Source organism: Streptomyces sp. NRRL S-244, assembly GCF_000717915.1.
Classification (GTDB): Bacteria; Actinomycetota; Actinomycetes; order Streptomycetales; family Streptomycetaceae; genus Streptomyces.
The window spans coordinates 108,870-133,861 of the sequence record NZ_JOCX01000012.1 but is presented as its reverse complement, the minus strand read 5'-3'; the positions used below and the strand labels follow the sequence as shown (position 1 = coordinate 133,861).

The following is a 24,992-nucleotide window of genomic DNA, read 5'->3' as shown; positions in this document are numbered from 1 at the left end:
AAACCGTGCCCGACGCTGTTGGCACTCGTTGAGTTCGTTGACTGTTCAACCCCCCTCAGGCAGCTCAACAGCGAAGGCAGGTACAGGCACATGGCGACCACCGACATCGACTGGGACCACCCCAAGGACCCCAAGCCGGGCACCTGGCAGCTCGACCACGTCAAGCAGTACGTCGCGTCCAACGGGGCCGAGGGCCACGACTGGAACGGCACCCAGACCCTGCTCCTCACCACCGTGGGCCGGGTCTCCGGCAACGCCGTGCGCACCCCGCTCATCTACGGCGAGGCCGACGGCCGCTACCTCATCGTCGCCTCCAAGGGCGGCGACCCCGAACACCCGCTCTGGTACAAGAACCTGACGGCCCACCCCGAGGTCCGCATCCAGGTCGGCCCGAAGGTCCTCCAGGGCACGGCCCACACGGCGACCCCCGAGGAGCGCGCCGCGTACTGGCCCGTGATGGTCAAGCACTGGCCCGCGTACGACGAGTACCAGGGCAAGACCGACCGCGAGATCCCGATCGTCGTCATCGAGCCCCTCGGGGACGCCGCGTAACGGCGGTCAGTGCCCCAGGACGGCCATCGCCGCATTGTGGCCGGGGACCCCGCTGACGCCTCCTCCGCGCACGGCGCCCGCGCCGCACAGCAGGACGTTGGCGTACGGGGTCCCCACGCCCCAGCGGCCCGCCGCGCCCTGGTCCTGCGCGTGGGGCCACGACAGGTCCCGGTGGAAGATGTGCCCGCCGGGCAGCCGCAGTTCGCGCTCCAGGTCCAGCGGGGTCTTCGCCTCGATGCACGGCCTGCCGTCCGCGTCGAAGGCCAGGCAGTCGGTGATCGGCTCGGCCAGGTGCGCGTCCAGTTGCGCGAGCGTGCCGGTCAGCAGCACCTCGCGCGCGCCCTGGTTGTCCTTCTCGAACAGCCGGGCCGGGGTGTGCAGGCCGAACAGGGTCAGCGTCTGGTACCCCTGCTCCACGAGCTCCGGTCCGAGGATCGAGGGGTCGGTCAGCGAATGGCAGTAGATCTCCGAGGGCGGTACGGACGGCAGTTCCCCGGTGGCCGCCTCGGCGTAGGCCCGCGCCAGCTCCGCGTACCCCTCGGCGATGTGGAACGTGCCGCCGAAGGCCTCGCGCGGGTCCACCGAGGTGTCCCGCAGCCGCGGCAGCCGCCGCAGCAGCATGTTGACCTTGAGCTGCGCGCCCTCCACCGGGGGCGCCGGCTCCGCCTCGCCCAGCAGCTCGCCCAGAGTCCGCGGCGAGGCGTTGACCAGCACCGTGCGTGCGACGACCCGGCCCTCCCCCGTCGCCGTACGGAACGTCACCTCGGCCGGAGCCCGCCCGTCCGTCTCGATCCGGAGCACCTCGTGCCCGGTCGCGATCTCGGCCCCGGCCGCCCGGGCCGCCGCCGCCAGCGCATCGGTGAGCGCGCCCATCCCGCCGACCGGAACGTCCCAGTCCCCCGTGCCGCCGCCGATGACGTGGTACAGGAAGCAGCGGTTCTGTACGAGCGAGGTGTCGTGCGCGTCCGCGAACGTACCGATCAGGGCGTCGGTGAGCACCACGCCCCGCACCAGGTCGTCGGCGAAGTGCTCCTCGACGGCCCGCCCGAGGGGCTCCTCGAACAGCATCCGCCAGGCCGCCTCGTCGTCGATCCGGGCCCGCAGCTCCGCCCGCGTGGGCAGCGGCTCGGTCAGCGTCGGGAACACCTTCTCCGCGAGCCGCCCGGTCCGCCCGTAGAAGGCGCGCCAGCTCTCGTACTCCCGCTCCGAGCCGGTCAGCCGCGCGAACGACTCCCGGGTGCGGGACTCTCCGCCGCCGACGAGGAGCCCGCCGACCCGTCCGTCGCGCTCGACGGGCGTGTACGAGGACACCGTGCGCTTGCGCACGGCGAAGTTCAGCCCCAGATCGCGCACGATCTTCGCCGGGAGCAGGGAGACGAGGTAGGAGTAGCGCGAGAGCCGGGCGTCGACCCCGACGAAGGGGCGGGTGGAGATCGCGGCGCCGCCGGTGTTCCCGAGCCGCTCCAGGACCAGCACCGAACGGCCCGCCCGGGCCAGGTACGCGGCGGCCACCAGTCCGTTGTGCCCGCCGCCCACGATCACGTCGTCGTATACATCGTGCCCGAAGCTCGTCATGGCTCTTGGTAACACACCTGGCCGAGCCGCTCCAGACAGTGCGCCTCGTCGGCGTGGGCCGCCACCGTGTCCGGGTGGTCGTCGCCGAGGGAGCGCTCGCGGATGCCGGAGAGCTCCCGGTAGACGGGCAGGGCCTCGTCCCAGCGGCCCAGCCGGCCCAGCCCGACGGCGAGTTCGCGCCGGCTGACGAGGGTGTCGGGGTGTTCGGCGCCGAGCGCGTCGGCCCGGGCGGCGGCCACCTGCCGGGCTTCGGCCACCGCCTCCTCCCAGCGCTCCAGCCGGCCCAGGTTGACGCCGAGGACGTGCCGGGCGCGGAGCGTCTCGGGGTCCGCGGCCCCGTACGCGCGGGTGCGGTCGCGGACCAGGCCCCGGAACAGGTCCAGGGCCTGGGCGGCGTGCCCGGTGCGACCGAGCGCGATGCCGACCTCGTAGCGGGCGGCGAGGGTGTCCGGATGGTCCCGGCCGAGCACCCGTTCCCGTACGGCGGCGACCTGGCGGAAGCCGTCCAGGGCCTCCTGCCAGCGGCCCTGGCGGCCCAGCGCGTACGCGACCTCGTACCGGGTCAGCAGCGTGTCCGCGTGCTCGGCGCCCAGCACCGCCGCACGGTCGGCGGCGACCTCGGCGGCCGTGCGGTGGGCGTCGGCGTACCGGCCCAGCGCCCCGAGTTCGCAGGCGAGGTTGTGGCGGCAGCGCAGCGTGTCGGGATGGAGCGGGCCCATGCCGCGCTCCCGGGCGACGAGCACCGCGCGGTAGACGTCGTGGGCCTCGCGGTGGCGTCCGAGCCGGCCCAGTTCGTACGCCGCCTCCTGGCGCGCCGCGAGGGTGTCGGGGTGGTCGGCTCCGAGCACCCGGGTGCGCCCCTCGACGACGGCTTCGTACACGGCCAGGGCCTCTTCGGGGCGGCCCGCGCGGCTGAGGGCGAACGCCCGGGTGTGGCCGGCGGCGAGCGCGACGGGACCGGCCCCGTCGAGGCCGGTCCCGTCGGAGCCGGACGCGGCCGGGCGCACGTACGGGACCCCGTACGGCACGGTGAGCCGCGGGTCCTCGGCGGCCGCGGGGCGCAGGATCCGGTGCTCGCCGCCGGGGCGGCCGGCGGTCCAGGAGCCGGTGAGCACGGCCCAGGCGCCGCTCGCGGGGCGGGCGGCCGGGCCCGCCTTGCGGCCGGCGGTCATCCCGTCGGCCCAGGCGGGCAGGGGCGCCCCGGCGCCGGGCAGGCCGCCGGGGCCGAGCCGGCCCTCGACGAGCCGCCGGTGGAGGTCGCGGGCGTCGCCGGGGCGGTCCTCGGGGCGCTTGGCGAGCAGGTCCAGGACCACCTGCTCGAAGTACTCGGGCAGCTCGGGGCGGTGCCGGCGCAGCGGTACGGGCGCGTTGTCGCGGTGGCCGACCAGCACCGACCAGGAGTCGCCGAGGTCGAAGGGCGGGGCGCCGGTGGCGATCTCGTACAGGACGCAGCCGAGGGAGTAGAGGTCGCTGCGGTGGTCGACCTCGCCGCCCGCGATCTGCTCGGGCGACATGTAGTGCGGGGTCCCCATGGCCATGGCGCCGCCGGTGAGTTTGGCGGTGAAGCCGATGTCGTGGGCGAGGCGGGCGATGCCGAAGTCGCAGATCTTCACCGTGCCGTCGGTGAGCCGCATGATGTTGGCCGGTTTCAGGTCGCGGTGGACGACGCCCTGGTCGTGCGTGTAGCCGAGGGCGGAGGCGAGCTGTTCGGCGGTGTCGACGACCACGTCCACGGGGAGCGGGCGCGTCTCGTTGTCGTCCAGGAGCTGGCTGAGGTTGCGGCCGTCGAGGAGTTCCATGACGAGGTAGAGGGGGCCGCCCGCGGCGCTGTCGTCGCCGAAGTCGTGGACGACGGTGACCCCGCGGTGCTGGAGGGAGGCGGCGACGCGCGCCTCGCGGCGGAAGCGCTCGCGCAGGACCTGGGTGAAGTGCTTGTCCTGCTCGGGCCCGAGCGGCTTGAGGCATTTCACGGCGACCTGCCGGCCCAGCGACTCGTCCCGGGCGCGCCACACCTCGCCCATGCCGCCGCGCCCGATCAGATCGAGTGACCGGTATCGGCCCTGGATCAGTCTGGACTCCGCCATGTCTTAAAGCCGCCCCCGTTGTCGTGCTCCGTCCTATGCCCTCCCCGGCCGGTCCAGTATGGCCGCTGGTGTACGCAGTGTGTACGCCGAGGGGCGGCTCCCGGGGCCCATGCGGCGCATCGCTTTCAAGATGTGACCTGGAGGCAGCTGCCACCGCAGACCTGCGGGAATGCTGCGCAGCAGGGTACCGGTGAGGCGCAGGCGACGGGTGATGACGGGCGCCGGTGGCGCCGCGCGCCCGTACAGCCGGTGCGCGTAGCCGGGGAGGGAACCGTAGGCCAGTTCCGCGATCGGGCGCCACAGCAGGTTTCGGCCAGGGATCAGGAGGGCGGGAGTGGGCGGGCTCCGCAGGAAGGCGATCACGGCGCGGGCGTCGGGTCCGGCGGCGAGCTCGGGGCGGACCTTCTCGAAGTACGCGGCGAGGGCCGCCGTGTCGGCCGGGACGTGCGCCGGGTCGAGGCCGACCAGGCGGGCGCCCACCCGGTTCTCGTCGACGTAGCGGTCGGCCTGGGCGTCGGTGAGGGGGACCCCGGAGCGGCGCAGGACGTGCAGGAAGCTGTCGATCTGCGCGCAGTGCACCCAGAGCAGCAGCTCGGGGTCGTCGACGGGGAACCGCTCGCCGGTGGCGGGGTCGGTCGCGGTCAGCGCCCGGTGGATCCGGCGGACGCGGGCGCCGGCGCGCTCGGCGGCCTCGGTGGTGCCGTAGGTGACGGTGCCGACGAAGTCGGCGGTACGGATGAGGCGGCCCCAGGCGTCGGAGCGGAAGTCGCTGTTCTCGACGACTCCGCGGACCGCGCGGGGGTGCAGGGCCTGGAGGCAGAGCGCGCGCACTCCGGCGATCCACATGATCGGGTCGCCGTGGCACTGCCAGGTGACGGACGCGGGCCCGTAGAGCCCGGGGTCGGGGCGGGGCGGGGGCGGGGACGGTGCGGATGCGCTGTCTCGGGTCGCGGCCATTCCCGTACCTCCCGTAACTCCTTTAACTCCCGAAACTCTCTTAACTCCGCTACGGCTCCCGGATCGCCCCTCTGCTCCAGCCTACCGAGGCGCGGCGGGCCGGAGCAGGGGTGCGTGCCGGGTCAGGCGCAGCGGTCGACCCGGATCTGGTTGGTGATCTTGTTGGCCGACACGAAGCCGCGGACGTAGGCCGGGCGGCCCGTGAACGGGTTGTATCCGCCCCCTTCGACGAAGAACCAGCGGTTGGTGCCGTTGGCCCACACCCCGTCGCGCCAGCAGCGCATGGTCACCGGCCAGCCGCCGAAGATGCCGCCGACGAGGGCCTGCGGAGCGAAGGGGCTGTTGTAGGCGGGTGTCAGGCTGTTGGTCTTGGGAGAGGCGGCGGCCCCGGCCGGGGTGGCGGCCGTCAGGGCCAGTACGGCGCCGGCCGCGCCGACGGTCGCCACTCGGCCCCAGCGCCGGAGCCGGCGTGTGTGGATGGACTTCACGTGCGTGATTCCCCCCTCAGGGATGGTGCGGCACAGGCCGAAAACTGCCTGCGGGCGACCGATTCTGTCCGCCGCCGACCGGCGTGTCAGGGGGCTGGACCCCGGCGCGCGGAAGCGCGCACACCCCGCAGCGCACCACCCCGCGCGCCCCTGGGTCGTGCCGTCGAAGTCCCGTCCCACCGTCTACTCGGCCGCGGGTTTGCCCGGCTGGTCGTGCGTCGAGCAGTGGATGCCGCCACCGCCGGAGGCGATGGTGTCGATCTTCACGGGCACGATCTCCCGCTGGGGGAAGTGCTCCTGGAGGATGCCCTTGGCCCGGTCGTCGGCCTTGGCGTCCCCGAACCTGGGCATGAAGACGGCCCCGTTGGCCACGTAGAAGTTCGCGTACGTGGACACGAACGCGTCGCCGCGGCCGGTGATCCTGTCGAGGTCGGGCTGGGGCAGGTCGACGACCTCCAGCCGCTTGCCGCGCGCGTCGGTCGCGTCCTTGAACACCGTCCTCGCCTGATCGGCCGCGCGCGACCACACGTCGGGCGGGGTGCCGGGGAACGCCTGGTCCAGGAGGACGACGCCCGGGGCGGTGAACCGGACGAGGCTGTCCACGTGCGCGTCCGTGATGTCCTGGCCGCGCACTCCGGCGAGCCAGATCACCTTCTTGATGCCGAGGGTGCTCTTCAGCTCGGCCTCGATCCGGTCGCGGCCCTTGCCGGGGTTGCGGTTCTTGTTGACCACCGAGCTCTCGGTGACCAGCAGCGTGCCCTGGCCGTCGGTCTCGAAGGAGCCGCCCTCGGCGACGAGCGGGGCCTGCACGCGCTCGATCCCGTACTTGGCGAGCAGGACCCGGCCGACCTGGGCGTCGTTGCGGTGCTCCTGCTTGTTGCCCCACCCGCTGAAGTTGAAGTCGATGCCGAGCAGTTTGCCGGGCTCCTCGACGAACACCGGCACGGTGTCCCGCGCCCAGAGGTCGTCCACCGGAACCGCGATCACCTCGACCTCCGAGCCGCAGGCCTTCTGCGCCGCCGCCTGCTGCTCGGGCCGGGCGAGCATCACGACGGGCTCGTACGCGGCGACCGCGCGGGCCACCCGCGCGATGTCCTCCCGTACCGCCGGCAGCTGCTCATACCAGACCCGGTCCAGCGCGGGCCAGGACATGAACGTCCGCGCGTGGCTCTCCCACTCGGCGGGGAACCTGCGCCCGGCGGCCGTGATCGTGCTCTTGCCGGGGGTCGGCGAGGCATCGGTCCCGGCATCGCCGGAACCGGCCGGAGCGCAGGCACCGGCTCCGGCTCCGAGGGCGAGCGCACCGCCGATACCGGCGAAGGCGCGCAGAGCGGTACGACGGGACATGGGGGAAGGGGAGGTCATGGTTCCACTGTGACACTGACTGAATATTCAGTCAATCGGCCGGGCGGGTCATCCGGTGTGGCGGTAGTAGTCCACGGAGACCTTCACCGGGCCGTCGCCGGGGCTCGCCGTGAGTACGGTCAGGACCCCGACGTCCCGGCTGTCCTGGGCCCGTACGCAGAAGGCCCGGCCCGCGCGCAGCGTGGTGAAGGGCAGCGCCGTGACGGGTTGGCTGTCGATGCCCTTGATGCAGTCGGCGAGCCCCTGCCTGCCGGCCTGCATGACGTACGCGTCGCTGCTCTCGGGCACGTAGAACTCGGTGGCGGTCCGGCCGACGTACCAGGAGGCGGTCTCCTGCGGTACGACCCGGCCCGCTTTGACGTCGAACTCGTAGCTCTGGTCCGGGGAGGTGAGTTCGGTGCCGGTGTGGACGGCGGTGTACCCGGCGGCCGCGGCGGACGGGGGCGGGGTGGGGGTGGCGGCAGGCGTGGAGGCGGGCGCCCCGGCGACGGCCTCGGCCGGAGCGGCGGCGTCCTCGTCCTCACCGCCGTCGAAGTACGGGTCGAGCAGCGCGAAGGCCCCGGCGGCGCCCAGCAGCAGGGCGGCGCCCGCGACCGCGACCGTACGGCCCCGCCCGCGCCCGGACACCGGCGCCCGTCTGCGGCCGCGCGGCTTCGGGTCCCGCGCCGGGGGGTGCGGGGCCCCGGCCGGGGCCTGCCCGGGAGTCCGCGGGGCTGCGATGGTGTGCGCCGCGTCGAAGGCGGTGGCGGGCGCCGTGGCGGTGGCGGGCGCGGTGGCGGTGGCGGGCGCCGTGGCCGACACCGGGGCCGGTGCGCCGCCCTGCGGTACGGGCAGCTCCGCGTGGCGGCGGAGCTCGGTGGTGACCTGGTGCGGCAGCCAGTCGTCGGTGAAGCGCAGCTCCCCGCCGACCGCGGGGTGGCTGCGTACGGCCTCGATCACCTGGGCGGTGGTCGGCCGGTGCGCCGGATCCTTGGCCAGGCAGTGCCACAGCAGCGGCTGCAGCCCGTCCGGGACCCCGCCCAGGTCCGCCTCCTCGTGCACCACCCGGTACAGGGCGGCGGAGTCGGGGCCCGTGCCGAAGGGCGGCACGCCCCCGGCCACATAGGCGGCGAGCGCGCCTAGGGCGAAGACGTCGGTGGCCGGGCCCGCCGGGCGGCCCAGCGCCTGTTCGGGGGCCATGAACGCGGGCGTGCCCACCCGCAGCCCGGTGCCGGTCAGCGCGCCGGCGTCGGCGGCCCGCGCGATGCCGAAGTCGATGACGCGCGGCCCGTCGGCGGCGATCAGGACGTTGGCGGGCTTCAGGTCGCGGTGGACCACACCCGCCCGGTGGATCTCCTGGAGCGCCTCGGCGATGCCGGCGACGAGCAGGAGCACGGTGCGCACGGGCAGCGGACCGCAGCTGTGCACCGCCTGCTGGAGCGAGGGGCCGGGCACGTACGCGGTGGCCAGCCACGGCGTGGGGTCGTCGGCCCCCGAGTCGACGACCTGGGCGGTGTACAGGCCGTGGATGCGCTGCGCGCTGGCCACCTCCTGCGCGAACCTGCGGCGGAACTCGGGGTCGCCCGCGAGCTCGGGCCGGACCACCTTCAGCGCCACAGGGCGGCCGCCGGGGGTGTAGGCGAGGTAGACCCGGCCCATCCCGCCCGCGCCGAGCCGCGCGACCACGCGGTAGCCGCCCACCTCGCGCGGATCGTCGGCGGCGGGCCCCTGGAGGTGGTGCGGGGCGGTACCCGGGTGTCGTGTCGTCATGGCTCTCCCGGCGACGAGGGCGGATCGGCGGCTGTGCGGTCGCCCGAACGGCCTCGGATCCTATCCGACTGGAATTTCAGTCAGGAATGGGGTCGTAGGCGTCATGTGCGCCCAGGTAGGGTGTCGGCGTGGCGGACCGTCGAACAGCAATCATGGAAGGGGCCGCGCGGGTCATCGCCCGACGCGGCGTGCGCGGCCTGCGCGTGGAGGAGCTCGCCGCCGAGGCGGGCGTGTCCACGGCGTTGATCTACTACCACTTCAAGGACCGCGCCGGGATCCTGCGCGCGACGCTGGAGTTCATCAACGACCGCGCCGGACGGTACACCACGGAGCGGGAGCCCGACGCTCCCCCGCTGGACGCCCGGGGCGAGCTGGAGGAGACCCTCCTCCTCGAATTCCAGGACAGTCCCGAGGTACGGGAGAACAGCACGGCCTGGGGAGAGCTGCGCGCGACGGCCGTCTTCGATCCCGACCTGCGCGAGGACCTGGCCCGCGCCACGCTCGTGTGGGTGCAGGAAGTGGGCGAACTGCTGGGCCGGGTCCGGCCCATGGCGGGAGCCGCGGCGCTCGCCGGCGCCGCCGAGCGGCTGACCGCCCTGGTGGAGGGCCTGAGCTCGCGCTGGCTGAGCGGCAGCCTGCCACTGGCGCACGCGCGCGAACTGGTGACCACGGCCATCGCCGCCGAGCTCCGGCACCTGGGACAGCCGGGCGGGTAGCCGCCGCGGCGAGCCCCCTCCCGAACCTCCCCAGCCCCTGCCTCCGGGCAGGGGCTTCTGTTCATCTCGCGTCTTGACTGAATTTTCAGTCAATGACAGAGTCGGGACATGAGCACCTCCCACGACAACAGCCGCTCCCTCCTCAGCCGCCTGTTCGGCTCCGGCCGGCCCTCCCGCAGGCGCGTCCTCGGCGCAGCGGGGCTCGGAGCCGCGGGGGTGGCGCTGGGCTCCATGGCCGCGGCCCCGCAGCGGGCCGGCGCCGCGATACCGGGCCGGTGGGTGGACCGGGACGACGTACCGCATGCGCGTACGTGGATGTCCTGGCCCTCGCGGTCCTCCATCTGGGGCGGCCGGCGCCTCGCCGGGGTACAGGAGGACATCGCCCTGATCGCCCGGACCGTCGCGCGCTTCGAGCCGGTGGTCCTGTGCGCCCCGGACTCCCATACGGCCGCCAAGGCCCGGTCCCTGTGCGGAGCGGGGGTCACCGTGCTCGACTCGATCCCCACGGACGACCTCTGGATGCGGGACATCGCACCGGTCTTCCGCCGTGACGGCCGCGGCGGCCTCGACGCCCTCGGCCTCAACTTCAACGGGTGGGGCGACAAGCAGACGCACTCCTACGACGCCGATGTCGCACGGCTCGTCGCGGACGACGGCCACCTGCCCTTCATCAGGACGGACTTCGTCGGCGAGGGCGGGGCGATCGAGACGGACGGCGACGGCACCGTCATGGCCACGGAGAGCAGCCTGGTCAACAAGAACCGCAACCCGGGCATGAGCAGGGCCGAGATCGAGGACGCCGTCCTGCACGCGTACGGCGCGGACAAGATGATCTGGGTCCCCGGCATCAAGGGCAAGGACATCACGGACGACCACATCGACGTGACCTCCCGCTTCATACGCCCGGGAGTGGTGATGGTGCAGGTCCCGCCCGCGGACCGCGACGACGTCTGGGCCCGCGACGCCCGCGAGCAGTTCTCGATCCTCTCCCGCGCCACGGACGCCCGGGGGCGGCGGCTGAAGGTGATCCGCGTGGAGGGCCCCGACACCGTCCGGTCGAAGGACTCCCAGTTCGTCGACTCCTACCTCAACTTCCACGTGGTCAACGGAGCCGTCGTCACCGCCCAGTTCGGGGACGCGGCGAAGGACGCCGCCGCCCTGCGCGCCCTGGCGGAGGCCTTCCCGGGGCGGGCGGTCGTCCAGATCGACGTCGACCGGCTGATGGCGGGCGGCGGCGGCATCCACTGCTCCACGATGCACGAGCCGCTCCCGTAAGACCTCCGAGCACCGAATCGAGGCAGTATGCGACTGACACCCACCGAGCGGGACCGGCTGCTGATCTTCACGGCAGCGGAACTGGCCCGCGCCCGGCGCCGCCGGGGTGTGAAGCTCAACGTCCCCGAAGCGACCGCGCTGATCACGGACACCGTGTGCGAGGCGGCCCGGGACGGCCGCCGCCTGGCCGAGGCCATCGAGGCCGGGCGCCGCGTTCTCGACGCCGACGACGTACTGCCCGGCGTACCCGACGTGGTCACCGGCCTCCAGGTCGAGGCGGTGTTCGACGACGGGACCCGGCTCTGCGTCATCGACGACCCGTTCAGGCAGCGGGGTTCACTCGGCCTCGCCGCCCCCGGCGCGACCCTGCCCGGGGACGGCGAGGGCTACCGGCCCGCCGAGCCGACGCTGCGACTGCCGGTGCGCAACACCGCGACCGTGCCGATCAGCGTCTCCTCGCACTTCCACTTCTTCGAGGCGAACCCCCGCCTCGCCTTCGACCGCGCGGCGGCGTACGGCACGAGGCTCGCCGTCCCGGCCGGCTCCACGGTCCGCTTCGATTCCGGATCCACCGTCTTCGTGGAGCTCCTGCCGATCGGCGGGGCGCGCGTCGCCATCGGTTTCGCCGGGCTCGTCGACGGACCGCTGGACGCGCCGGGCGCCCGCGAGGCGGCGCTGGCCAAGGCCCGGGCCACGGGCTACCTCACCGCATACCAGGAGCAGGCATGAGTGGCAGCATCTTCGACGCCGCCGGCTGTCACGGCCGGCCCGGCGCGGTCCCGGCCGGCGGCACGGACCCGTACGACTACGTCGCCGTCCACGGGCCGCGGGCCGGGGACCGGGTGCGGCTGGGCGACTCGGGCCTGATCGTGCGCGTCGAGTCCGACTCGCAGCGGCCCGGCGACGAGTTCCTGGCCGGGTTCGGCAAGACCGCCCGCGACGGACTGCACCTGAAGGCCGCCGCCGTCCGCGAGACCTGCGACCTGGTCATCAGCAACGTCCTCGTGATCGACGCCGTCCTCGGCATACGCAAGACCAGCATCGGCATCCGCGAGGGCCGTATCGCCTCCATCGGGCGGGCGGGGAACCCCGACACGCTGGACGGGGTCGAGGTCGTGGTCGGCACCGGGACGACCATCGTCTCCGGCGAAGGCATGATCGCCACCGCCGGCGCCGTCGACACGCACGTCCACCTGCTGTCGCCCCGGATCATGGAGGCCTCGCTGGCCTCCGGCGTCACCACGATCATCGGCCAGGAGTTCGGCCCGGTCTGGGCGGTGGGAGTCAACTCGCCCTGGGCGCTGCGCCACGCGTTCAACGCGTTCGACGCCTGGCCCGTCAACATCGGCTTTCTGGCCCGTGGTTCGTCCTCCGACCCGGCCCCGCTCGTCGAGGCCCTGGCCGAGGGCGGCGCCTCCGGCTTCAAGGTCCACGAGGACATGGGCGCGCACACCCGCGCCCTGGACACCGCACTTCGGGTCGCCGAGGAACACGACGTCCAAGTCGCCCTGCACACGGACGGGTTGAACGAGTGCCTGTCCGTCGAGGACACCCTGCGCGTGCTGGACGGGCGCACCATCCACGCCTTCCACATCGAGGGCTGCGGCGGCGGACACGTCCCCAACGTACTGAAGATGGCGGGCGTGCCGAACGTCATCGGCTCCTCCACCAACCCCACCCTGCCCTTCGGCCGGGACGCGCTGGCCGAGCACTTCGGCATGATCGTCTCGGCGCACGACCTCAAGGTCGACCTGCCCGGCGACGCCGCGATGGCCCGCGACCGCATCCGGGCCGGGACGATGGGCGCCGAGGACGTCCTGCACGACCTCGGGGTCATCGGCATCACCTCCTCCGACGCCCAAGGCATGGGCCGCGCCGGCGAGACGGTACGCCGTACGTTCGCCATGGCCGGGAAGATGAAGGCCGAGCTCGGCCCCCTGGACGGCGAGGGCTCGTACGGCACGGAGGCGAGCGGGGACGACAACGAGCGCGTTCTGCGCTACATGGCCAAGCTGACGATCAACCCCGCCATCGCCCACGGGTTCGCGCACGAGGTCGGCTCGATCGAGGTCGGAAAGCTCGCGGACATCGTGTTGTGGTGGCCGCAGTACTTCGGCGCCAAACCACAGCTGGTCCTCAAGGCCGGTTTCCCCGCGTACGGGGTGACCGGCGATCCGAACGCCTCCACCGACCGGTGCGAACCGCTCGTCCTCGGACCGCAGTTCGGGGCGCACGGCGCCACCGCCGCCGACATCTCCGTCGCGTTCGTCGCGGAAGCCGCCGTCCGCAACGGCGATCAGATGCCGACGCGCCGGCGCCGCGTGGCGGTCCGCGGGACGCGGGGCATCGGGCCGGGGAACATGCTCCGCAACGCCCGTACCGGCACGGTCGACGTACACCCCGGCACGGGCCTGGTCTCGCTCGACGGCGAGCCCCTCGTGTCGGCACCCGCCGATTCGGTCTCGCTCGGCCGCCTCTACTTCCTGTAGCCGGCTCCGAACACCTCGGACCCGACGGTGGTGTTCAGCTCCACCTCGATGGCGTCCATGAGGAGCCGGCGTGCGTGCTCCAGCGGCAGCGAGCCGCTGAGCCAACGGACGCTGAGGCCTTCGAGGAGGGCCGTCAGGCGTTCGGCCGCGGCCGCGTGCGCCGGAGCCGTGCCCATGGGCCGGGCATGCGCGAGGAGGTCGGCGATCTCGTGCACCCAGGTGTGCGTGGCCTTGGCCACGTCCTCGCGCAGGTCGGCGTCGAAGACGGCGCTGGCCCTGAGCTCTCCCCACGCGGTGCTGTTCTCCCGTACTTCCGGGGTGTCCTGGAGTTCGAGGAGCAGTACCTGCGTCAGCTCGGTCCGCGGGTCCACGGAGTCCAGTGCGGGATCGCGCTCCGCCGTGTACCGGTCGGCGCGGTCGCTGATGAACTCCAGGGTCCGGCGGAGGATCCCGGCGCGATCGGTGAAGTGGTAGTAGATCAGCGAGGTGGACACCCCCGCTTCGGCGGCGAGCTCTCCCACGCGCAGTCCGCGCACGCCGCGGCGCGCGATCACTCGCGTGGCGGCCCTGAGTATTTCCGTTCGACGGTCTGACACGAGGTGTCACTCTACCCGCCGAGTTCGTCACCTGGGGCTATTTCCTGACCAGAGTATCAGGGGCCCTTCTGACGCCACGCTGCCTCGATCACCCCTGATCAGGGGCTGGTCGCCCGGGCGAAGCCGATCGACGCGAGCCTGCCGCTCCCCCGTGCAGGGCGCACCTCTGGCCGATTCGGCAACTGCCTGGCCAGAACCATTGACTGAATTTTCAGTACGGAGGAGGATGCGGGGCACCGGCGGGCCACCGTCCGCCGTCCCTCCCCTCGCCTTCTCCCTACCGCATACGCAGTCCCCTCCCACACTGACTGAATATTCACACAGGAGTGATCATGACGGATTTCCGGATGCCGGCCGAGTGGACCGAGCACGAGGGCTGCCTGATGGCCTGGCCCACGCGTCAGGAGCTGTGGGGTGAGGTCTTCGACGAGGTGAAGACGGAGTACGCGCAGGTCGCCGCCGCCATAGCGCAGTTCGAGCCGGTGACCATGGTGGCGCTGCCCGGCTCCGGCGCCGAGGCCCGTGAGCGGTGCGGTGAGGGCGTCACCGTCGTGGAACTCCCGCTGGACGACTCCTGGTTCCGGGACTCCGGGCCGATCTTCGTGCTCGGGCCCGACGGACGGCGTGCGGGGGTGGACTTCCGCTTCAACGCCTGGGGCGGGAAGCACCACCCGTACGACACCGACGACAAGATAGCGGCCGCCCTGCTGGAGCACCTCGGCGTGGAGCGCATCACCTCCCCGATGATCCTCGAAGGCGGCGCGATCACCGTCGACGGCGAGGGCACGCTGATCACCACCGAGCAGTGCCTGCTGCACCCCAACCGCAACCCGGGGATGAGCAAGGAGGAGATCGAGGCCGAGCTGATCGCCCGCCTCGGCGTCACCAAGGTGATCTGGCTGCCGTACGGCGGTCTGCTGGACACCGAGACGGACGGGCACGTGGACGGGGTCTGCGCGTTCGTCGCCCCCGGCAAGGTGGTCGTGCAGCTGCCGAGCGACCCGGAGCACCCCGACCACGAGCGGATGCGCGTCAACCGCGCCGTCCTGGAGGAGGCCACCGACGCCGCGGGGCGCCGGCTGGAGATCCTCGACCTGCCGCAGAGCGCCTTCGTCGAGGTGGCCGGCCGGGAGACCGAGGTCGGCTACCTGAACTTCTACATCGCCAACGGCGGGGTCGTCGTCCCGGTCGCGGGCGTCCCCGAGGACGAGGGGGCGCTCGCCGTCATCGCGGCCGCGCTGCCCGGCCGCAAGGTCGTCGGCGTCCGCTCCCGCGTGATCGCGTACGGGGGCGGCGGCGTCCACTGCATCACCCAGCAGGTGCCGTCCCCGGTGCCCGTCGCCACCTCCCGCTGAGCGCCGAGCAAGGAAGAGAGAGCACCCATGCCGAGATCCCTTCCCCGGTCCGGGGCCCGCACCGCCGCCACCCGCACCGCCGCCACCCGCACGGCCGCCGCCCTCGCCGCCGTCTCCCTGGCCGCCGCCTGCTCCGGCCCGCCCAAGGACGGACCGGCCCCCGGGAGCGCCGCGTTCAAGCTCTCCGCGGGTACCCCGGCCGCCGCCGGCGAGCTGGACTCCTTCACCTGGGCCCTGTACGCCGAACCGCCCACGCTCGACTACATCGCCGCCTTCGACTACCCGCAGAACACCATCGTCTCCAACGTCTGCGAGAGCCTGATGCGGTGGACCCCGCAGCTCACCGTGGCTCCGGGCCTGGCCGAGAAGGCCACCAACCCCGATCCGAACACCTGGGTCTACGACCTGCGCGCGGGCGTGAACTTCCACGACGGCGGTGTGATGACCGCCGACGACGTGGTCTACAGCCTCGGCCGGCAGGCCGACCCGGAGGGCGGATCGGCCTGGAACAGCAACTTCGCCAACGTCGAGTCGGTCACCAAGACGGGTCCGCTCCAGGTCACGGTCAAGCTGAAGCAGCCGGACTCGCAGTTCCCCCAGTACATGGCGACCGCCGCCGGTGTCGTGGCCTCGAAGGCCGGTGTCGAGAAGGCGGGCAAGGACTACGGAACCTCCGGCAGCCTGGACTGCACCGGCCCCTTCAAACTGGGCACCTGGAACAAGGGCCAGTCGATCGAGCTCCAGCGCTTCGACGGCTACTGGGGCGCCAAGGCGAAATCGGCGAAGGCGGTCTTCACCTTCCTCACCGACCCGTCCGCCCGTACCAACGCGATGCTCAACGGCGAGGCCGACGGCGGGTACCTGATCCCCACGGAGAGCTACGACCGGCTGAGCAAGAGCGGCGTGGGCACCCTCTACTTCGGCGAGGGACTCAGCACCGTCAACGTCAACGTCACCAGCATGAAGGGGGCGCTCGGCGACGTACGGGTGCGCCGGGCCCTGTCCATGGCGCTGGACCGCCGCGGATTCGTCAAGGCGGGCCTGGGTGGCGCGGGCACCGCCACCAACTCCCTCACCACCAAGGCCGTCTGGGCCGCGGCCCCCGAAGACGTCCGCAAGGCCGCCTTCGACGGGCTGCCGTCGCCCGAGCAGAACATCGAGCAGGCCAAGGCGCTGATCAAGGAGGCGGGCGCCACCGGCAAGACGGTGACCATCGCCACGAGCGCGATCGGCCAGGACGTGTCGCTGCTGGCCACCGCGGTCCAGGCCGCCGGGAGCAGGATCGGTCTCGACGTCCGGCTGAAGACGATCGCCCCGAACGCCTTCACCGCCCTGTTCACCGACCCCCAGGCCCGCGAGGGCCTGGACATGTTCCCCGAGACGTACTACGACTCCATCACCGACCCGATGGACCTGCTGAGCAACTTCCAGACCGGGGCGTTCCAGAACTACGCCGGCTACAGCGATCCGGCCTACGACGACCTCGTCGCCAAGGCCCGGGCCGACTACGACCCGGCCCGCCGGATGGCGACGGCCGCCCGGCTCCAGAAGAAGGCCGCCGACGAGGTCCTGTGGATCCCCGTGGCCGAGTGGCCGACGGCCGTCTTCCTCGGCAAGCGGATCACCGGCGCGCCCACCACCATCTCGTACCTGTACCACCCGTGGGCCGCCGATGTCGGGGCGGCCGCGCGATGAGTTTCCTGAGATTCGCCGTACGCCGGCTGGCCGAGATGGCGGCCACCCTGTTCGGCGCCTCCTTCGTCATCTTCGGCGCGATGTACCTGGCGCCCGGCAATCCGGCGAGCTTCCTGCTCGCCGGGCGGTCGGCCTCCCCGGAGGCGCTGCGGGCGATCAACGCGCAGTACCACCTGGACGATCCGTTCGCGGTGCAGTACGTGCGCTGGCTCGGCCAGGTGGTGCAGGGCGACTTCGGGCGCTCGATCACGTACCGCACCGACGTGTCCCGGCTGCTGGCGGACCGGCTGCCCAGCACCCTGGTGCTGATCGCCATGGCCCTCGTACTGGTCCTCGCCGCCGGCCTGCTGCTGGGCTGGATCGGCGCGGTCCGCGGCGGCGCCGCCGATTCGACCATCCTCGTCACCACCACCTTCGCGATCGGCACCCCGTCGTTCGTGGCCGCGGTGCTGCTCCAGGGCCTGTTCGCGGTGAAACTGCACTGGTTCCCCACCGGGGGCACGGGCGAGGGCATCGGCCAGATGCTGTGGCACCTGACGCTGCCCGCCGTCGCACTGGCCCTCTACCTGATCGGGATGCTCGCCCGCGTCACCCGGGCCGCGATGCTCGAAGTCCTCGGCCAGGAGCACGTCACCGTCGCCCGCAGCCGCGGGGTCGCCGAACACCTCGTGGTCCGGCGGCACGTGTTCCGCAACGCCCTGGGCACCGTGCTCACCACCGGCGGGCTGATCGTATCCACCCTGCTGGTCACCACCGTCCTGGTCGAGTCCGCGTTCAGCGTGGGCGGCATCGGCCAGCTCCTCGAACTGTCCACCACCACCAAGGACTTCCCCACGGTGCAGGCCATCTCCCTCATCATGGTCGCCCTGTTCATGACCGTGAACCTCTTCGTCGACCTGCTCCATCCGCTGGTCGACCCCCGGGTCGCCCTCGGCCCCCGGAAGCAGGCCGCATGAGCGCCACCGCCCTGCTGCGCCGGCCCGGCCTCGCCCGGCTCCGGAGCTCCCGCGCGCCCCTGTCCGCGCTCTGCCTGGGCTTCGTCGCCCTGGTCGTGCTCACCGCCCTGCTCGCCCCCTGGATCGCCCCGTACGATCCGAACGCCGTCGACCTGGGCAACGCCCTGGCCGGGCCGTCCGCCGAGCACCTCCTGGGGGTCGACGCCTCCGGCCGCGACACGCTGTCCCGGCTGGTCCTGGGCGCCCGTACCTCCCTGCTCGGCCCGCTCGGGGTGGTGACCTTCTCCACCCTGGCCGGGGTCGCCATCGGGACGGCCGCGGCCTGGCGGGGCGGCTGGCTGGACTCCGCCTTGTCCCGCAGCACCGAGCTCGTCTTCGCCTTCCCCGGCATGCTGCTGGCCATCCTGATCGTGTCGGTCTACGGGGAGGGGCTGCTGGCGCCGGTCATCGCGCTGGCGATCGCGTACCTCCCGTACGTCAGCCGGCTCACCCGCTCCCTCGTCCTCGCCGAACGGATGCGGCCGTACGTGGAGGCCTACCGGGTGCAGGGCCACTCCGGGCTGCAGATCTGCCTGCGGCACGTCGTACCCGGGGTCGCCCCGGTCGTCCTCGCCCAGTCCACGGTCAACTTCGGCTACGCCCTGATCGACCTGGCCGGCCTCTCCTTCCTCGGCCTGGGCGTACCCGCCCTGACGCCCGACTGGGGCCGGATGGTCTTCGACGGCAAGACCGCCATCCAGTCCGGCTACCCGCTCTCGGCGATCGTGCCGTGCGCGGCCATCGTCCTGACCGTGGTCGCCTTCAACGTCGTCGGCGAGCGCCAGGCCGACAAGGTCGCCAGGAGGGACCGATGAACACCCTCGAGATCCGGTCGCTGCGGCTGCGGCTGCCGGACAGTGCCCGGCCCGTCCTCGACGGCGTCGACCTCACCGTCGCCGCCCGGGAGACCGTGGCCCTGGTCGGCGAATCCGGCTCCGGCAAGACCCTCACCTCCCGCAGCGTGCTCGGCCTGCTGCCGGCGGGCGCGGAGGCGCAGGGGGCGGTGCGGGTCGTCGGCGACGACGTCCTGACGATGACCGCCGGGCAGCTGCGGCTCCTGCGGACGAGCACGGCGGCCATGATCTTCCAGGACCCCCGGGCCGCCATCAACCCCATGCGCCGCGTCGGTGACTTCCTCACCGAGAGCCTGCGCCTGAACGCCCGGATGAAGAAGGAGGCGGCGCAGGCGCGGGCGGTGCAGATACTGGAGGCCGTCGGCCTCTCGGCGGCCGCGCTGCGGAAGTACCCGGGACAGCTCTCCGGCGGCATGCTGCAACGGGTCATGATCGCGGCCGCGTTGATGGGCGACCCGGCGCTGATCCTCGCCGACGAACCCACCACCGCCCTGGACGTCACGACGCAGGCGGAGGTGGTGGCGCTCCTCGGCGAGCTGCGCGAGAGCTTCGGCACCGGGCTGCTGTTCGTCACCCACGACCTCGGGCTCGCCGCGGCCATCAGCGACCGCGTGTACGTGATGTACGCGGGCCGGATCGTGGAAACGGGCCCCGCCGAGGAGCTGTTCGCGCGGCCGCGCCACCCGTACACGGCCGCGCTCCTCGATTCGACACCGCGGCTGGACGCGCCGCGGGGCCGGCTCGCCGCGATCGAGGGCCGGCCGCCGAGCCTGCGCGAGGAGGTGGTGGGGTGCCCGTTCGCGGCGCGCTGCACGTACGCGACCGACCTGTGCGGGCGCGAGGCGCCGGCCCTGCTGCCGCTCGCGGAGGGCGGGGCGGGTGGAGCGGGTGCGGCTGGTCATCTTGCCTCGTGCCACCACAGTGACCGGGTCCGCGGCGTTCTTTCGCCGGCCGAGCAGGACCGGTCCCCCGCCCGGAAGGAGAGCCACCGATGAGGAAGACCGTGCTGGAGGCCGTCGGCCTGCACCGGGCGTACGGGCCCGTCCAGGCGGTGGACGACGTCTCGTTCCGGCTGGCCGAGGGCGGCTCGCTCGGCATCGTCGGCGAATCGGGCTCGGGGAAGACGACCACCGCCCGGATCGTCGTGGGGCTGGAGCGGGCGGACTCCGGTCAGGTCCGCGTCCACGGCCGGGATCGGGATCGGGATCGGGGCGATCGCGTGCGCGGCAAGGCGCAACGCCTCGCGCGGGCCCGGGAGGTGCAGATGGTCTTCCAGGACCCGTTCCTCTCCCTGGACCCGCGCACGTCCGTGGGCGGGGCGCTCCGCGAAACCCTGCGGCTGCACTTCCCCGACGCCGACCACGGCCGGCGCATCGCCGAGTTGCTCGACCAGGTGGGTCTGGGGGCCCGGGAGGCGGACGCCCTGCCGCGGCAGCTGTCGGGCGGGCAGCGCCAGCGCGTCGCGATCGCCCGGGCGCTGGCGGTGGAGCCCGCCGTCCTGGTGCTCGACGAGGCGGTGGCCGCGCTGGACGTGTCCGTACAGGCGCAGATCCTGAACCTGCTCGCCGACATCCGTGAACAGACGGGAATCGGCTACCTGTTCATCACCCACGACCTCGGCGTCGTGCGCTGTGTCACCGACGACGTCGTCGTCATGCGGCACGGCCGGATCGTCGAGGCGGGCCCGACCGCCCAGGTCCTCGCCGCGCCGGAGCATCCGTACACCCGGCTGCTGTTGGAGTCCGTCCCCCGGCCGGGCTGGGATCCGCAGGGCATCGCGGCGGCGCGGCGCGCCCTCTAGGGGCGGGCGGCGCGGCTCAGGGGCGGCGGCGTACGGCTGCCGCGGTGAGGCCCTCGACGAGGACGCGTACGGTCGCCTCGGGGTCGACGCCGGGGTCCAGGGACTGGAGGGCGGCGAGCCCGTCGGCGGCGGCGGCCAGCGCCGTTCCCGGCGGAACGGGGTCGAAGGCGCCGGCGTGCTCGTCCGCCAGCACCTGGAACAGCCGGACGAAGCACTCGCGCCAGCGCCGGTACTCCGCGTCCACCGCGGCCCGGACCCGGTCGTCGTTCAGCGCGAACCAGTGGAGGGCGGAGTGCAGGCGTGAGAGGTCCGGGCCCTCGGGCTGCGTGAGCAGTCCGATCACGCGCTCGGCGCGCTCGGCGAAGGAGCCGGGGCGGTCGACCGCGAGCTCCATCGGGCCGATCCACTCGGGCCCGATGTCCGCCACCACGGCCACGATCAGGTCGGTGCGGTCCTGGAAGTGGTAGTGGCACATCCCGTGCGAGATCCCGCAGAGCGCGGCGACGTTGCGGGTGCTGAACCGGGCGAATCCCTCGCCGGCCAGCAGGGTACGGGCGGCGGCGATCAGCCGCGCGCGCGTCTGCTCGCCCTTGGCGGAGGTACGGGAGGTGCGGGTGGTACGGGCGGTGCGGGACGGAGGGGACGGCCGCCGCCCGTCCTCGGCTTGTGCTGCCAGTTCTGCTGCCACGGCGTCACTCTAACGACCCCGCGTCCACCACACCGGGAGAACGATCAAGCACCCCGAACTCCCCTTCAGAACAAGCTCGTTGAGGCTGCATGAATTATTGACCGAGCGCTCGGTCAGTAATACGTTCCGGGCCAATCGGTGGAGCGATCCACCCCTGGCTGATCGGAGAACAGTGATGAACGATCACGCTGCACCCCAGGACCCGGCCGGCAGAACGCCGCGACGGACCCTGGACAGGCGAGGCTTCCTGACGGCGGCAGGTCTCGCGGCCGCCGGCGCCGCACTGACGGCCGCGGGCGGCGAGGCCTTCGCAGCCGCCCGCCCCTCGGGGAGGACGGCGGCCGCCGGCGGGTTCACGGTCCCGCTCGACACCGTCCGGCACACCCGTACCTGGATGGCATGGCCGGACAGCTCGGCCATCTGGGGGCGGAAGCTGGCGGGCGTCCAGGCCAACATCGCTCTCATCGCCAAGACCATCGCCACGTACGAGCCGGTCGTCATGTGCGCCAACCCGGCGAGCGTCTCGAAGGCGAAGAGCGCCTGCGGACCGGCCGTCACGGTGATCGGCTCGATCCCCGTCGACGACTGCTGGATGCGCGACAGCGGACCGGTGTTCCGTACGAACGGCGCGGGCGGACTCGACACGGTCGGCCTGAACTTCAACGGCTGGGGCAACCAGCAGACCCACGCCAAGGACTCCCTGGTCGCCGGGCGGATCGCGGCCTACGTCGGGGTCCCGTTCACCACCGCCGCCTTCGTGGGCGAGGGCGGCGCGGTGGAGACGGACGGCGCCGGCACCCTCATGGCCACCCGCAGCAGCATCATCAACCCGGACCGCAACCCCAGCCTGACGCAGTCACAGATCGAGGCGGCGATGTGCGCCGCCTTCGGCGCCTCCAAGGTGATCTGGTTCAAGGGCGTCCTCGGCCGGGACATCACCGACGACCACGTCGACGCGACCTCCCGCTTCCTGGCCCCCGGCCAGGGGCTGGTCCAGATGCCGCTGGCGGGCGACACCGACCCCTGGTCGAACGACGCGCGCCAGCAGTACCAGATCCTCTCCACCTCCACCGGCGCCCAGGGCAACCCCATCTCGGTCACCAAGCTCCAGGGCCCCGACTACAACCTGATCCGGTCCACCGACCCGAACTTCGTGGGCGCGTACGCCAACTACTACGTGTGCAACGGGGCGGTCATAGCCCCGCAGTTCGGCGACTCGCGCGCCGACGCCGGGGCCAAGTCCACCCTCCAGCGCCTCTTCCCGGGCCGCACGGTCGAGCAGCTCAACATCGACAGCCTCGGCGCGGGCGGCGGCGGCATCCACTGCGTCACCCAGCAGCAGCCCGCCCCGTAACCACACCCACCGCACGGAACGCGGGGGCGCCCCGGTGAAAACTTCCTTCGCCGGGGCGCCCCCGCCTTGTGATACTGCTCCGATGATCAACCTGCCTACCGCTGCCCTGGACTCGCTGTCCGGCCTCGCCTTCGGTGACGCCTTCGGTGACCGCTGGTTCGGCATCCTGCGCCGCGAGGGCCCAGCGGCCTTGGAAGCGCGGATCCTGCCCCCCGAGCCGCTGTGGCGGTGGAGCGACGACACCGCCCAAGCCCTCGTTCTCGTCCGGGAACTCGCCGAGGGCGGCGGCACCGTCGACCAGGACCGCCTCGCCCTTCGCCTCGCCGAGGCCTACGCCGAGGACACGCACCGCGGCTACGGGGCCTCGATGCACGACGTGCTCCGCCGGATCGGCGCGGGCGAGCCCTGGCCGGAGGTGGTCACCGGTCAGTTCGGCGGCCAGGGCTCCTGGGGCAACGGCGCGGCCATGCGCGTCGCCCCGCTCGGCGCCTGGCACGCCGCAGACCTCGACACCGTCGCCGAGCAGGCCGCCAGGCAGGGCGCGGTCTCACACCACCACCCGGAGGCCGTCACCGCGGCGGTGGCGGTCGCCGTGGCCGCGGCGCTGGCCACCCGCAGCCGGGGCGGCGCCGCCCCGGCGCGGCCGGACTTCCTCCGGGCCGTCGCCGAACGGCTCCCCGTCGGCGACGTCCGGTCCGGGGTGCGGATCGCGGCCCGGATGCCGGAGCACACCTCGGTCCGGCACGCCGCGGAGGTACTGGGCTCCGGCTACCGGATGTCCGGACCCGACACCGTCCCCTACGCGCTCTGGTGCGCGGCGGGACACCTCGACGACCTGCACGAGGGCCTGTGGTCCACCGTCGCCGGGCGCGGCGACATCGACACCACGTGCGCCATCGCGGGCGGGGTCATCGCCGCCCGCACGGGCGTCGCCGCCCTTCCGGCCGCCTGGCACGCAGCCCGCGAACCGCTGCCCCCGGCCGCGCCGGCGACCGACCGGAGCGGGATCGATCCCCGACCTTGACGCCGACTGTCCTTCCCCCGCACCGGCCACGGTTCCCCGTCGCGACGTTCAGCGGCGGACTCGGGGCATGCCCAGGCCGATCCAGGAGATGATCTCGCGCTGGATCTCGTTGTTGCCACCGCCGAAGGTGAAGATGACCGCGCTGCGGTAGCCGCGTTCGAGTTCGCCGTGCAGGACCGCGCCCGCGGAGCCGTCCTTGAGGGAGCCGGCCGCGCCGACGACCTCCATCAGCCAGGCGTACGCGTCCCTGCGGGCCTCGGAGCCGTACACCTTGACGGCGGAGGCGTCCTGCGGGGTCAGGGTGCCGTCCTGGACGGCGTTGACCATCTGCCAGTTGAGCAGCTTCATCGCGTCGAGGCGGACGTGGGTGCGGGCGAGGCGGCCGCGGACCCAGGAGAGGTCGATGACGCGGCGGCCGTCGGCGAGCTTGGTCTCCGCGGCCCAGCGCTGGACGTCGTGCAGGGCCCGGATGGCCATGGTGCCGTGGGCGGCGAGGGTGACGCGTTCGTGGTTGAGCTGGTTGGTGATCAGGCGCCAGCCCTTGTTCTCCTGGCCGACGCGGCGGCTCGCGGGGACCCGGATGTCCTCGTAGTAGCTGGCCGTGGTGTCGTGCGAGGCGAGGGTGTTGATCAGGGTGCAGGAGTAGCCGGGGTCGGCGGTCGGTACGAGGAGCATGGTGATGCCCTTGTGCGCCGGGGCGTCCGGGTCGGTGCGGACCGCGAGCCAGACCCAGTCGGCGGTGTCCCCGTTCGTGGTCCAGATCTTCTGCCCGTTGACCACGTACGTGCCGGTCTCCTCGTCGCCCTCGCGGACCGCCTTGCACTTGAGGGCGGCGAGGTCCGTACCGGCGTCCGGCTCGCTGTAGCCGATGGCGAAGTCGATCTCGCCGGAGAGGATGCGCGGGAGGAAGTACGACTTCTGCTCGTCGGTGCCGAACTGCATGATCGTGGGGCCGACGGTGTTGAGCGCCATCAGCGGCAGCGGTACGACGGCCTGCGCGGCCTCGTCGAAGAAGATGAACTGGTCCATGGGCGACATCCCGCGGCCGCCGTACTCCTTGGGCCAGCCGACCCCGAGCCAGCCGTCGGCGCCGAGCTTGCGGATGGTCTCCCGGTAGAAGCGCTTCTGGGCGGCGGGGTCCTCGTAGCGGGCGTAGACGTCCTCCGGCACCAGCTCGGCGAAGTAGGCGCGCAGCTCGGTGCGCAACTGCTGCTGCTCAGGCGTGTATTCGAGGTGCACGGCCCCTCCGGGTGTCTCGCGGTCCAGCCGGTCGCTGTGGTGGCGGCGCACAGAGTAGAACGTGTTCCAAGAAGGGGGAAGGACTCGTGGGTCGCCGATTCCGCCGACCGGCCGCGGAGCGATGGCCCGTGACCGACAATG

22 protein-coding genes are annotated in these 24,992 nt (G+C 72.8%); 13 read left to right on the top strand and 9 right to left on the bottom strand.

Going from position 1 to position 24,992, the window contains the following annotated elements; all coding sequences use genetic code 11:
- Positions 1 to 90: 90 nt before the first annotated feature.
- Positions 91 to 552 (top strand): nitroreductase family deazaflavin-dependent oxidoreductase, encoded by a 462-nt coding sequence (locus IF02_RS0117110; RefSeq protein WP_037836461.1) that lies wholly within the window; start codon positions 91 to 93, stop codon positions 550 to 552.
- A gap of 6 nt (positions 553 to 558) precedes the next feature.
- On the opposite strand, the gene IF02_RS0117105 is transcribed toward IF02_RS0117110, so the two are convergent.
- The 6 genes from IF02_RS0117105 to IF02_RS0117080 all read right to left on the bottom strand — a co-directional run bounded on the left by IF02_RS0117105 (position 559) and on the right by IF02_RS0117080 (position 8,770).
- Positions 559 to 2,127: a phytoene desaturase family protein gene (locus IF02_RS0117105; RefSeq protein ID WP_030157792.1), complete on the bottom strand. Its 1,569-nt coding sequence runs from the start codon at positions 2,125 to 2,127 to the stop codon at positions 559 to 561.
- Entirely contained in the window at positions 2,124 to 4,211 is a 2,088-nt protein-coding gene (locus IF02_RS0117100) for a protein kinase domain-containing protein (protein WP_030157791.1), read from the bottom strand. The genes IF02_RS0117105 and IF02_RS0117100 overlap by 4 nt, the downstream gene beginning before the upstream one ends.
- Before the next feature lie 33 nt (positions 4,212 to 4,244).
- Entirely contained in the window at positions 4,245 to 5,168 is a 924-nt protein-coding gene (locus tag IF02_RS0117095) for an oxygenase MpaB family protein (protein ID WP_030157790.1), read from the bottom strand.
- Between the two features lie 122 nt (positions 5,169 to 5,290).
- The gene (locus tag IF02_RS0117090) at positions 5,291 to 5,656 is read right to left on the bottom strand and encodes a hypothetical protein (RefSeq protein WP_030157789.1); all 366 of its coding nucleotides are present in this window, start codon (positions 5,654 to 5,656) and stop codon (positions 5,291 to 5,293) included.
- A 183-nt stretch (positions 5,657 to 5,839) separates the two neighbouring features.
- Positions 5,840 to 7,021, bottom strand: coding sequence for an agmatine deiminase family protein (locus IF02_RS0117085; protein ID WP_030157788.1), 1,182 nt, complete (start codon positions 7,019 to 7,021; stop codon positions 5,840 to 5,842).
- Between the two features lie 48 nt (positions 7,022 to 7,069).
- A complete protein-coding gene (locus IF02_RS0117080; protein ID WP_051696279.1) occupies positions 7,070 to 8,770 on the bottom strand; it encodes a serine/threonine-protein kinase in 1,701 nt (566 codons plus the stop codon).
- 152 nt (positions 8,771 to 8,922) lie between these two features.
- On the opposite strand from IF02_RS0117080, the gene IF02_RS0117075 reads away from it, so the two are divergent.
- The 4 genes from IF02_RS0117075 to IF02_RS0117060 all read left to right on the top strand — a co-directional run bounded on the left by IF02_RS0117075 (position 8,923) and on the right by IF02_RS0117060 (position 13,250).
- Positions 8,923 to 9,486 carry a TetR/AcrR family transcriptional regulator gene (locus IF02_RS0117075; RefSeq protein ID WP_030157786.1) on the top strand — a complete coding sequence of 188 codons (564 nt, stop codon included), beginning with the start codon at positions 8,923 to 8,925 and terminating at the stop codon, positions 9,484 to 9,486.
- Between the two features lie 108 nt (positions 9,487 to 9,594).
- Entirely contained in the window at positions 9,595 to 10,761 is a 1,167-nt protein-coding gene (locus IF02_RS0117070) for an agmatine deiminase family protein (RefSeq protein WP_051696278.1), read from the top strand.
- 27 nt (positions 10,762 to 10,788) lie between these two features.
- Positions 10,789 to 11,490, top strand: a complete 702-nt coding sequence (gene ureA / locus IF02_RS0117065; protein WP_030157784.1) for an urease subunit gamma — start codon at positions 10,789 to 10,791, stop codon at positions 11,488 to 11,490.
- Positions 11,487 to 13,250: an urease subunit alpha gene (locus tag IF02_RS0117060; RefSeq protein WP_234318232.1), complete on the top strand. Its 1,764-nt coding sequence runs from the start codon at positions 11,487 to 11,489 to the stop codon at positions 13,248 to 13,250. Before ureA ends, IF02_RS0117060 begins: the two co-directional genes overlap by 4 nt.
- On the opposite strand, the gene IF02_RS0117055 is transcribed toward IF02_RS0117060, so the two are convergent.
- Positions 13,238 to 13,846 (bottom strand): TetR/AcrR family transcriptional regulator, encoded by a 609-nt coding sequence (locus tag IF02_RS0117055; RefSeq protein WP_037836460.1) that lies wholly within the window; start codon positions 13,844 to 13,846, stop codon positions 13,238 to 13,240. The two genes, IF02_RS0117060 and IF02_RS0117055, sit on opposite strands and share 13 nt — an antisense overlap.
- A gap of 332 nt (positions 13,847 to 14,178) precedes the next feature.
- Between IF02_RS0117055 and IF02_RS0117050 the strand changes: the two genes are divergently transcribed.
- Genes IF02_RS0117050 through IF02_RS0117025 form a run of 6 tightly spaced genes read left to right on the top strand, consistent with a single transcriptional unit; the run spans position 14,179 to position 20,546 of the window.
- Entirely contained in the window at positions 14,179 to 15,201 is a 1,023-nt protein-coding gene (locus tag IF02_RS0117050; protein ID WP_030157781.1) for an agmatine deiminase family protein, read from the top strand.
- 27 nt (positions 15,202 to 15,228) lie between these two features.
- Positions 15,229 to 16,896, top strand: a complete 1,668-nt coding sequence (locus IF02_RS0117045) for an ABC transporter substrate-binding protein (protein ID WP_030157780.1) — start codon at positions 15,229 to 15,231, stop codon at positions 16,894 to 16,896.
- On the top strand, positions 16,893 to 17,852 hold the full coding sequence (locus IF02_RS0117040) for an ABC transporter permease (protein ID WP_030157779.1): 960 nt from the start codon (positions 16,893 to 16,895) through the stop codon (positions 17,850 to 17,852). Before IF02_RS0117045 ends, IF02_RS0117040 begins: the two co-directional genes overlap by 4 nt.
- On the top strand, positions 17,849 to 18,706 hold the full coding sequence (locus tag IF02_RS0117035) for an ABC transporter permease (RefSeq protein WP_030157778.1): 858 nt from the start codon (positions 17,849 to 17,851) through the stop codon (positions 18,704 to 18,706). Before IF02_RS0117040 ends, IF02_RS0117035 begins: the two co-directional genes overlap by 4 nt.
- Positions 18,703 to 19,740, top strand: coding sequence for an ABC transporter ATP-binding protein (locus IF02_RS0117030; RefSeq protein WP_051696277.1), 1,038 nt, complete (start codon positions 18,703 to 18,705; stop codon positions 19,738 to 19,740). The genes IF02_RS0117035 and IF02_RS0117030 overlap by 4 nt, the downstream gene beginning before the upstream one ends.
- Positions 19,737 to 20,546, top strand: coding sequence for an ABC transporter ATP-binding protein (locus IF02_RS0117025; protein ID WP_030157776.1), 810 nt, complete (start codon positions 19,737 to 19,739; stop codon positions 20,544 to 20,546). Before IF02_RS0117030 ends, IF02_RS0117025 begins: the two co-directional genes overlap by 4 nt.
- A 16-nt stretch (positions 20,547 to 20,562) precedes the next feature.
- On the opposite strand, the gene IF02_RS0117020 is transcribed toward IF02_RS0117025, so the two are convergent.
- Positions 20,563 to 21,234: a TetR/AcrR family transcriptional regulator gene (locus IF02_RS0117020; RefSeq protein ID WP_030157775.1), complete on the bottom strand. Its 672-nt coding sequence runs from the start codon at positions 21,232 to 21,234 to the stop codon at positions 20,563 to 20,565.
- Positions 21,235 to 21,409: 175 nt separating this feature from the next.
- On the opposite strand from IF02_RS0117020, the gene IF02_RS0117015 reads away from it, so the two are divergent.
- Together IF02_RS0117015 and IF02_RS0117010 are read left to right on the top strand one after the other, a co-directional pair.
- On the top strand, positions 21,410 to 22,588 hold the full coding sequence (locus IF02_RS0117015; RefSeq protein ID WP_030157774.1) for an agmatine deiminase family protein: 1,179 nt from the start codon (positions 21,410 to 21,412) through the stop codon (positions 22,586 to 22,588).
- An 82-nt stretch (positions 22,589 to 22,670) separates the two neighbouring features.
- Positions 22,671 to 23,612 carry an ADP-ribosylglycohydrolase family protein gene (locus IF02_RS0117010; RefSeq protein WP_051696276.1) on the top strand — a complete coding sequence of 314 codons (942 nt, stop codon included), beginning with the start codon at positions 22,671 to 22,673 and terminating at the stop codon, positions 23,610 to 23,612.
- A gap of 48 nt (positions 23,613 to 23,660) precedes the next feature.
- Here IF02_RS0117010 and IF02_RS0117005 read toward each other — a convergent pair whose 3' ends face one another.
- The gene (locus IF02_RS0117005) at positions 23,661 to 24,851 is read right to left on the bottom strand and encodes an acyl-CoA dehydrogenase family protein (protein WP_030157772.1); all 1,191 of its coding nucleotides are present in this window, start codon (positions 24,849 to 24,851) and stop codon (positions 23,661 to 23,663) included.
- Positions 24,852 to 24,992 lie beyond the last annotated feature (141 nt).

Coding starts and splice junctions, on each gene's coding strand:
- IF02_RS0117110 (WP_037836461.1), top strand. CDS start 91: ATGGCGACCACCGACATCGACTGGGACCACCCCAAGGACCCCAAGCCG.
- IF02_RS0117105 (WP_030157792.1), bottom strand. CDS start 2,127: ATGACGAGCTTCGGGCACGATGTATACGACGACGTGATCGTGGGCGGC.
- IF02_RS0117100 (WP_030157791.1), bottom strand. CDS start 4,211: ATGGCGGAGTCCAGACTGATCCAGGGCCGATACCGGTCACTCGATCTG.
- IF02_RS0117095 (WP_030157790.1), bottom strand. CDS start 5,168: ATGGCCGCGACCCGAGACAGCGCATCCGCACCGTCCCCGCCCCCGCCC.
- IF02_RS0117085 (WP_030157788.1), bottom strand. CDS start 7,021: ATGACCTCCCCTTCCCCCATGTCCCGTCGTACCGCTCTGCGCGCCTTC.
- IF02_RS0117080 (WP_051696279.1), bottom strand. CDS start 8,770: ATGACGACACGACACCCGGGTACCGCCCCGCACCACCTCCAGGGGCCC.
- IF02_RS0117075 (WP_030157786.1), top strand. CDS start 8,923: ATGGAAGGGGCCGCGCGGGTCATCGCCCGACGCGGCGTGCGCGGCCTG.
- IF02_RS0117070 (WP_051696278.1), top strand. CDS start 9,595: ATGAGCACCTCCCACGACAACAGCCGCTCCCTCCTCAGCCGCCTGTTC.
- ureA (WP_030157784.1), top strand. CDS start 10,789: ATGCGACTGACACCCACCGAGCGGGACCGGCTGCTGATCTTCACGGCA.
- IF02_RS0117060 (WP_234318232.1), top strand. CDS start 11,487: ATGAGTGGCAGCATCTTCGACGCCGCCGGCTGTCACGGCCGGCCCGGC.
- IF02_RS0117050 (WP_030157781.1), top strand. CDS start 14,179: ATGACGGATTTCCGGATGCCGGCCGAGTGGACCGAGCACGAGGGCTGC.
- IF02_RS0117045 (WP_030157780.1), top strand. CDS start 15,229: ATGCCGAGATCCCTTCCCCGGTCCGGGGCCCGCACCGCCGCCACCCGC.
- IF02_RS0117040 (WP_030157779.1), top strand. CDS start 16,893: ATGAGTTTCCTGAGATTCGCCGTACGCCGGCTGGCCGAGATGGCGGCC.
- IF02_RS0117035 (WP_030157778.1), top strand. CDS start 17,849: ATGAGCGCCACCGCCCTGCTGCGCCGGCCCGGCCTCGCCCGGCTCCGG.
- IF02_RS0117030 (WP_051696277.1), top strand. CDS start 18,703: ATGAACACCCTCGAGATCCGGTCGCTGCGGCTGCGGCTGCCGGACAGT.
- IF02_RS0117025 (WP_030157776.1), top strand. CDS start 19,737: ATGAGGAAGACCGTGCTGGAGGCCGTCGGCCTGCACCGGGCGTACGGG.
- IF02_RS0117015 (WP_030157774.1), top strand. CDS start 21,410: ATGAACGATCACGCTGCACCCCAGGACCCGGCCGGCAGAACGCCGCGA.
- IF02_RS0117010 (WP_051696276.1), top strand. CDS start 22,671: ATGATCAACCTGCCTACCGCTGCCCTGGACTCGCTGTCCGGCCTCGCC.